This window comes from Aliamphritea spongicola, assembly GCF_017051665.1.
Lineage (GTDB): Bacteria > Pseudomonadota > Gammaproteobacteria > Pseudomonadales > Balneatricaceae > Amphritea > Amphritea spongicola.
Map to the genome: position 1 here is coordinate 766,829 of NZ_JAFIDL010000002.1, position 6,102 is coordinate 772,930.

Sequence of the window (6,102 nt, forward strand, 5' to 3'; positions counted from 1 at the left end):
CTTGTACACGCGCCCCGTTGGCTAGGATAGCCAGCGTTCCCTAATCCTTTGCGCTATTGTGTATCCATCCCTGTTTCTTCGTAGTTCTCGACGATCTGTTCTAGTTCCGGACTTACTTGTCCAGCTTCTGGAAGAGTTTCTCCAGTAGCAATCCACATTTGAAATTGAGGATAGAGTTTACATAAGATTTCTACTTCTTCTGCTCTTGCTCTACCACCTGTTTTTCGTATTGTGGTCCATCTGCCATATTTTGTATCAGTTTTTCTTGCTAAATCTTCAGTGCTTAAATCTATAAAATTCAGTAGCTTGCGAATTCTGTCGTCAATATTCATTTAGAAATTAGAAAATTTGTCTAGACAAATGATCTATCCTTGATATCATTTATTTGGCTAGAAAATACGTCTAGAGGGGTTCTAGATTTCTAGCGTTAGATTTTCCGAAAAAGATTAGAAGTAATTTCTTATCAATTTAATCTTGAGGATATAGGCATGGAAGCTCAAGTACAAATCTCACCGGGCCAGGTGATAGGCGTAAGCCGCGTCATACTGGTCGATGCACCGGCAGTCACCGTTCAGGAATACGCTCGCCGAACAGGCCTCTCACTCTCTGTTGTCCGCTCCCAGGTGGCTGACCGCCGCATACCTGTAATACGCCAAGGTAAACAGGTGCTGGTTAATCTCATGGCACTGGGCAAACAGGCCATAGAAGCGGAGGTGTATTAATGAATACCTCCGTTACCACATTGGAAACCTTAAAAAAGGTCGCTGTTCCCATCATGCGCGCCAGCAAGTTCGCTGAACTCACCGGCGTATCTGAATCATCCGTTCGCGGCATGTTAGACCGCGAAGAATTACCGGCCGTACAGCTGACATCAGCAGGGGAGGGCAAACGCCCCACCCGGTATATCAACCTTGTTGCGCTGTACAAACTCTGTGAAAAGGAGGCTGCGGCATGGATCAGCTAACACTCCCAAAACTGCCCGTGACTAATCCGAACTGCGCACAGCAGACAGAACTGGCAGCAGGCATCGCCGACATTGCTGCCGAGGTTTACGCACTTTGCTTGCAGGGCGCACAGATCAAGCTCGACTTCTCTGGCGGCTTTGGCATTCGTCTGGTCATTAAAGGCCCGGCACATAAATACATCATGGTGAATCGCCTCATTGCTGGCGGCCGGGTCAGACCGGAACCCTATAAACATCACGGCGATGCCTTTGCTTCATACAACGTTTTCGACGACGTGTTGTTAGAAGACGCCGATTACGATCAGGCACTGTTTCAGCTCTCTGTATGGCATGTACGGCTTAGCACCGTGCGACATCACATCCAGCTGTTTAAGTGCCGCAAACCGACTCCACTGAAGGTGCTGAACTGATGCATCTGGCCACAGACAGCCTGCATCACTCAGCACCAGGGGCGTGGGGAATGCCCTCTCCACGATAATTTAACGGCTGGCATCCGTGTAAAAAACTGCCCCCGCTTACTTACTCATGCCGGAGATGAGCGGGTTACTCACGGCATACAAGGACGCACATATGAACATGGAAGCCAGTGACTGCAACTGCTGCAGTGGCACCGGAACGGTGGAATACGGAAATGATTGCATGTATTGCGATGGCACCGGGCAAGTCTTCAAGCCTTATGCCACAGAAGAAGGCAACGAATGCAGTGAATGCGAGGGCTTCGGCGACATCACTGATACTGCCGGCCATTCCACCCTCTGCGAAAACTGCATGGGCCACGGCCATATATAAAGCTGTCCGGATGGATTTGAATGCCCCGTAAGCATTCCACTTCAGACGGATAGCCTGCCCGGCCGGCAAAGAGGCCATCACGAATGCATCAGCATTCATAACGAACAACGCAACGACAGGGAGTCGACATGCACACACGGATGAAACGCTCAGACATCCTCTCCGCTGCTGAACGTGGCTACTGCCTACTATGTGGAGGCACAAATGGACAGTGCAATTGTTTACAACCTTCCGTTGTTCTACGTCCTCGCACTGATCGCCATCAGGCAGATGCTGTTGATTGGCATGCTCTGGATGGCTTGGGGCGACAGTCAGACAAAAGCAGAACGCAAAGGGCTAATTCAATCAGTAGTCAGCGATCTGCACGACGATTTTTCCTCTGCGAGAGTTGCCGTGCTGTTAATGATTTTGATCTAGACGCTGATCTGGGTCTCTGCCCCTGTGGAGTCGTCCTTTTTCACAACTTTAGACCTGCTGTTCTCCCGGATCGGGATTACAGCGATTTACTCAACGTAGAAGACCTGCCGCGCTCTGCGCTGCGCAAACCCAACATTTACAGGTGAACATTATGAACATGAATTTTACCGGCACTGTTATTCAGGCCAAACGTTACAGCATGGACGGCAACCAGGGTGCATCCATCTTCCTGACCCAACCAAGCGACGGCGAGAACCCGGACGTATGCGGCTTAGAGATCATGAAAATGACCGCTGACTACACCGTGGTTGAGCAACTACGTAACGTGCTGCCGTGCGAGTGCGACATCGTTGCCAAGCCCGTAGCAGGCGCTCAACAGAAGATGGCCTTCAAGCTGGTGTCGATTAAGCCAAAGACTGAAGCAGCAGCTAAGCAGCGCCCTGCACAGTCTTAAGCAGACACGTTGCTTAGGTTAATCCTATGAAATTTTTCCTCCTCGGTTTCTTCGGCAGCATCTTTGTCGTATTGGCCTTCAGTGATCCCGCATTCGCGCTCACTCAAGCCGAAAGCGCTGAGATATTCGCCGAAGTCTCTGAGGAAACAAATTCAATCATCGTGCAATCCACGTTAGGCCTCGCGTACTGCTTAGGCTTCGTGGCCGGCTCGATGCGATGAATGGGAGGTTGGTTTGGCGTTAGATCAATTTCTCGCTGAGTACAGCGGCCACATTCTTGGGGCGTTCGGACTCGGCTGGGGCAGTGCTGTCCTTATAACGTACTTCAAACAATGGTTAGAAAAACTGTAAAGGAGGCTCCTATGCCTGATTTTGTGAAGAAGCAAAATGCCGCGGTTAGCACTCTGGTTGCTAACAAAAAAGTCCGCTCAGTGGTGGCCGGTTTTATCGCGATGGGAATGACGATGCAGGAAGCTGCAGCGGCGTTACCGGCTGCGATCGGTACACAGCTGGCTGCGATTCAACAGGATGGTCTGGATCTGGCTGACCTGGTTTGGCCAGTCGTGATCACGCTCTTCGGGGCGCTGGTTATCTTCAAACTGTTCAAGCGCTTCGGCTCACAGATTTAAATCTGTTAAGCCCGGCTTTCAAAGGGGCTCGGGCTATCCGCGCCCCTTTTTTTACCTCTGGATTTTGTGAGGTGTCGTTATGAGTTCGTTATTCATTATTGGGTTTCTGATCGCCGTGATCTTCTGGCGACTGGCCCGTGATCAGGATCAGGGGTGAGATATATGCGTAAACTACTATTACTGCTGTCGCTGTTCTCACTGCTTTCTCCCGTATCCGTATTTGCACAGGATACATCCGTTACGATTCGACCGAAGCAAGTCACCGGCGTGGATGTCGACTCACGGGGCAATATTAAAGTGGACTACTCCACGAGCCGTGTCCGGTTTCCTTCTGGCAAAGAAACCTTCAGAACAGAGCGGGTGACCTATAACCCTAAGAAACTGCTTGAGATGACCAAGCGTGGTAATCCGGCACAACAGGCTTTAAAAGCCGCTGCACTTGCTGCTGCCGCTGCTGCGGGGTACGTCATTAATGAATTAAGAGGACAGATCACTGAGCAAGAACAACCTGATCCGGGATACACCGCAGGATATTATTGGGAAGCACCAGTCTATGGCTTACCACCACTAAGAGGAAAAACCGCTTCTGAAGCCTGTGCCGCTGGTTCTGTTTATGGAATAGCCTCTGCCGGTGGAACATGGTGCAGCCGTGGCACGAATTCTAAATATGTCCAGGCTGTGAAACGTTCCTGCACTAATCCGCCACGGAATTACTCTGTTTGTATAGACGAAACAGTACCTATGGTACCTGGTGAACCGCTTCCTTTGGATGTGCAAAACGACATTATGATTGAAGCGTTTAATCAACTAACGCCTGCTCAGCGGCGTCAGTTCTTTGAAGATTTAGCAGGATCTCCGTTGATTACACCTGAACTGGCTGAAGCGCTACAGGCTGAAGCTGACCGCATCAGACTCGCTGAAGGCTTGGAGTCAGCTACTGTTGAGGAAACGGGCAGAGAATCGGCTACAGAAGAAAACATCCAAAAGGTTACGGTTGTCGATCCGATTAAGATCGATGAAACAGAAGTAAAAGTAGATGCGCCTACGGATGATAAATATACCCGGCCGGAAGACTACAACCCGTTAACCCTGTTCTTTGGCTCATTGCCTGATCTACCTGACTTCAGCCTGCCTGACTTTGGTCTCTCTTACTCATCATCCTGCAGAACCATTACCTTCGACTGGGAAGGGGCATCAGTGCTGTTTCCATCCAGATCTCAGTGCCGCAAGTTAGGTGAAATGAAAGAAATCACCGGCTGGTTTATCTCCGTTATCACCATGTTCGGCATTGCCTGGCTGATCCTGGGCAACCGTAAACCGGGAGTATAGTTATGAACCGCTTATCGGAATTATTGCGTAACCTGTTTGAAGCCGGCTTCTCATCGGCAGCATCCGCTCACCGTATGGATATCGCCTACAAGATGATGCTCATCGCGGCCATCATCACCGGTGTCTCCACCTTCTTCGTGGTGGTACAGGGCGCCATTGGCACCCTGAACTTCTTCACCAATGACTATCTCGACATTGCGATGTCATGGTTCGTGCCGGCGCAGGCGCCAATCTGTATTGCCGCATTGATCACGGCCCGCATTGCTCGCTCTGTATTGGATTATCACCTGATGCTGATCTACGGCGGTATGTTTGTCAGTCCGCCTTCTAACGCATCAGGCTTCCTTTCCCGACCACAACTTCCTGGAGGCTGAACATGGAATTTCGTTTTGTAACCGGCAAGTTGGGGACAGGTAAAACACTGGTGGCGGTGGGCCATGCGGCAGTGTGCCTGAAGAAGAAAAAGATGGTCGCCACCAATGTCGACCTGTACCCGGAAAACTTCTCTGACAAGTACAACAAAGATACCCGGATCTACCGCTTACCAGACCACCCAACACCGGAAGATCTGGAAATGCTTCCCCTGGGGAATCCTACCCTCGTACTCAGCCCGGACGGCTCCTATCGCCCTGGTCCTGATTACGATGAAAACCAGAACTCACTGCTGCTGTTAGATGAACTCGCGCAGTTCCTGAACACTCGTAACTTCGCCAGTAAAGACCGCACCCGGATGATTCAGTTCCTGGTCCTACTCCGTAAGAAAGGCTGGGATGCATGGTTCATTGTCCAACATATCGACATGGTGGATAAGCAGATTCGGGAAGGACTGGCACAGGAAACAGGCTACTGCAGAGACATGTCACGCATCCCGATCCCTATTATTGGTGGTCTGTTCCGGCGCATTACCGGTAAAGCGCTGACCTTCCCTAAGATACACCGGGTTACCTTCAGGGATGGCTATTCCACAGACGGCTTAGTACTGGAAGTGCGCAACTACTCCGCCAGCGCTGTGAAGATGATCTACAACACAGCTCAAACACTGAGCCCTGATTACTCACCCACCTGGGCTATCAACCACCATGAGAACGCCGGGCTGCATTGCCTGTTAACCCCATGGCATTTAGCCGGTTATAAGCTGCCGCTCAAAGCCTCTCTGCTGAAGCGGTTAGAGCGGGCATTAATCACACTGTTATTTGAGATCGCGTTCTGCGTGATCACTGTATTCCCATCTCTGCGCCGTTACTTCATCGAGCCACCTGTATGAGGCAGCGAAAGCCTGTGGATGAGGCGTTATTGAGGTATCAGCAATCGACTGCGCAGCTGCCGCAAAGTAGCTCTACAGTCTGTTACACGACCTGTGGGCTGGACGATGGGTGCGCAGCATCCCTGAGGACAGCACGCGGGGCGCGGAAACGGCCTGTGTAGCACGTTTGATAAAACTAACCAACATTCCCGATACAACCTAAAACAACTCGATACACATTAGGGGCATCTAATGAGCAAACAACATTTTCAGCGTT

General features: G+C 50.7%; 11 protein-coding genes. 9 read left to right on the forward strand and 2 right to left on the reverse strand.

Translation table 11 applies throughout. From position 1 onward, the window contains the following. Positions 1-53 precede the first annotated feature (53 nt). Positions 54-332, reverse strand: coding sequence for a hypothetical protein (locus tag JYB63_RS10045; RefSeq protein ID WP_205657716.1), 279 nt, complete (start codon positions 330-332; stop codon positions 54-56). Positions 333-488: 156 nt separating this feature from the next. On the opposite strand from JYB63_RS10045, the gene JYB63_RS10050 reads away from it, so the two are divergent. The 3 genes from JYB63_RS10050 to JYB63_RS10060 are packed head-to-tail and all read left to right on the forward strand — an operon-like array spanning position 489 to position 1,374. Then, entirely contained in the window at positions 489-722 is a 234-nt protein-coding gene (locus JYB63_RS10050) for a MerR family transcriptional regulator (protein ID WP_205657717.1), read from the forward strand. Then, positions 722-964, forward strand: coding sequence for a Cox family DNA-binding protein (locus tag JYB63_RS10055; RefSeq protein WP_205657718.1), 243 nt, complete (start codon positions 722-724; stop codon positions 962-964). Before JYB63_RS10050 ends, JYB63_RS10055 begins: the two co-directional genes overlap by 1 nt. After that, positions 952-1,374: a hypothetical protein gene (locus JYB63_RS10060; protein WP_205657719.1), complete on the forward strand. Its 423-nt coding sequence runs from the start codon at positions 952-954 to the stop codon at positions 1,372-1,374. Before JYB63_RS10055 ends, JYB63_RS10060 begins: the two co-directional genes overlap by 13 nt. A 133-nt stretch (positions 1,375-1,507) precedes the next feature. On the opposite strand, the gene JYB63_RS10065 is transcribed toward JYB63_RS10060, so the two are convergent. Next, a complete protein-coding gene (locus JYB63_RS10065; RefSeq protein WP_205657720.1) occupies positions 1,508-1,852 on the reverse strand; it encodes a hypothetical protein in 345 nt (114 codons plus the stop codon). Between the two features lie 105 nt (positions 1,853-1,957). Here JYB63_RS10065 and JYB63_RS10070 point away from each other — a divergent pair, with 105 nt between their 5' ends. The 6 genes from JYB63_RS10070 to JYB63_RS10095 all read left to right on the forward strand — a co-directional run bounded on the left by JYB63_RS10070 (position 1,958) and on the right by JYB63_RS10095 (position 5,846). Continuing rightward, a complete protein-coding gene (locus JYB63_RS10070) occupies positions 1,958-2,170 on the forward strand; it encodes a hypothetical protein (RefSeq protein WP_205657721.1) in 213 nt (70 codons plus the stop codon). A gap of 151 nt (positions 2,171-2,321) precedes the next feature. Continuing rightward, a complete protein-coding gene (locus JYB63_RS10075; RefSeq protein ID WP_205655700.1) occupies positions 2,322-2,624 on the forward strand; it encodes a hypothetical protein in 303 nt (100 codons plus the stop codon). Positions 2,625-2,986: 362 nt separating this feature from the next. Next, on the forward strand, positions 2,987-3,253 hold the full coding sequence (locus tag JYB63_RS10080; RefSeq protein WP_205657722.1) for a major coat protein: 267 nt from the start codon (positions 2,987-2,989) through the stop codon (positions 3,251-3,253). A 162-nt stretch (positions 3,254-3,415) separates the two neighbouring features. Continuing rightward, positions 3,416-4,582 carry a hypothetical protein gene (locus JYB63_RS10085; protein WP_205657723.1) on the forward strand — a complete coding sequence of 389 codons (1,167 nt, stop codon included), beginning with the start codon at positions 3,416-3,418 and terminating at the stop codon, positions 4,580-4,582. Between the two features lie 2 nt (positions 4,583-4,584). Further along, positions 4,585-4,956: a DUF5455 family protein gene (locus tag JYB63_RS10090; RefSeq protein ID WP_205655696.1), complete on the forward strand. Its 372-nt coding sequence runs from the start codon at positions 4,585-4,587 to the stop codon at positions 4,954-4,956. A gap of 2 nt (positions 4,957-4,958) precedes the next feature. Further along, positions 4,959-5,846: a zonular occludens toxin domain-containing protein gene (locus tag JYB63_RS10095; protein WP_205657724.1), complete on the forward strand. Its 888-nt coding sequence runs from the start codon at positions 4,959-4,961 to the stop codon at positions 5,844-5,846. The last annotated feature ends 256 nt before the right edge of the window (positions 5,847-6,102 follow it).

What these genes read in the sequence shown, in the direction of transcription:
- JYB63_RS10080 (WP_205657722.1), top strand. Translation starts at nt 2,987, where the DNA reads ATGCCTGATTTTGTGAAGAAGCAAAATGCCGCGGTTAGCACTCTGGTT.
- JYB63_RS10085 (WP_205657723.1), top strand. Translation starts at nt 3,416, where the DNA reads ATGCGTAAACTACTATTACTGCTGTCGCTGTTCTCACTGCTTTCTCCC.
- JYB63_RS10050 (WP_205657717.1), top strand. Translation starts at nt 489, where the DNA reads ATGGAAGCTCAAGTACAAATCTCACCGGGCCAGGTGATAGGCGTAAGC.
- JYB63_RS10075 (WP_205655700.1), top strand. Translation starts at nt 2,322, where the DNA reads ATGAACATGAATTTTACCGGCACTGTTATTCAGGCCAAACGTTACAGC.
- JYB63_RS10045 (WP_205657716.1), bottom strand. Translation starts at nt 332, where the DNA reads ATGAATATTGACGACAGAATTCGCAAGCTACTGAATTTTATAGATTTA.
- JYB63_RS10055 (WP_205657718.1), top strand. Translation starts at nt 722, where the DNA reads ATGAATACCTCCGTTACCACATTGGAAACCTTAAAAAAGGTCGCTGTT.
- JYB63_RS10070 (WP_205657721.1), top strand. Translation starts at nt 1,958, where the DNA reads ATGGACAGTGCAATTGTTTACAACCTTCCGTTGTTCTACGTCCTCGCA.
- JYB63_RS10065 (WP_205657720.1), bottom strand. Translation starts at nt 1,852, where the DNA reads ATGAATGCTGATGCATTCGTGATGGCCTCTTTGCCGGCCGGGCAGGCT.
- JYB63_RS10095 (WP_205657724.1), top strand. Translation starts at nt 4,959, where the DNA reads ATGGAATTTCGTTTTGTAACCGGCAAGTTGGGGACAGGTAAAACACTG.
- JYB63_RS10060 (WP_205657719.1), top strand. Translation starts at nt 952, where the DNA reads ATGGATCAGCTAACACTCCCAAAACTGCCCGTGACTAATCCGAACTGC.
- JYB63_RS10090 (WP_205655696.1), top strand. Translation starts at nt 4,585, where the DNA reads ATGAACCGCTTATCGGAATTATTGCGTAACCTGTTTGAAGCCGGCTTC.